A 538-nucleotide genomic window follows, 5' to 3' on the forward strand; every position below is an offset into this window, starting at 1 on the left:
AGCGGCGAAGATCGCCGGTGTGTCGAAGGTGCTGCTGGCCGATGCGCCGCAGCTGGCAGACGGTCTGGCCGAGAACGTTGAAGCGACGGTGATGAGCGTCGCGATCGGCTACTCGCACATCGTTGTGCCGGCCACGGCCTACGGCAAGAACATCGCGCCGCGTATCGCCGCGAAGCTGGATGTCGCACAGATCTCCGAGATCACGGCGGTGGTGTCGGCCGACACGTTCGAGCGCCCGATCTACGCGGGTAACGCGATCGCGACGGTGCAGTCGAGCGATCCGATCAAGGTCATTACGGTGCGCGCGACCGGTTTCGATCCGGTGGCGGCCGAAGGCGGCAGCGCATCGGTCGAGAAGATCGAAGCGGCAGCCGACGCCGGCAAGTCGCAATTCGTGAGCCGTGAAGTGACGAAGCTGGACCGTCCGGAACTGACGAGCGCGAAGATCATCGTGTCGGGCGGCCGCGGTCTGGGCAGCGGCGAGAACTTCGCGTTGGTGCTGGAGCCGCTGGCAGACAAGCTGTCGGCAGCACTGGGC

Annotated in this window: 1 protein-coding gene; it reads left to right on the forward strand. The window is 66.0% G+C overall.

The window, feature by feature from the left end; translation table 11 throughout:
• A partial coding sequence (locus LGN19_RS39480; RefSeq protein ID WP_226220253.1) for an electron transfer flavoprotein subunit alpha/FixB family protein occupies positions 1-538 on the forward strand: 538 nt, incomplete at both ends.

The sequence above is a fragment of the Burkholderia sp. AU30198 genome (assembly GCF_020419825.1).
Lineage (GTDB): Bacteria > Pseudomonadota > Gammaproteobacteria > Burkholderiales > Burkholderiaceae > Burkholderia.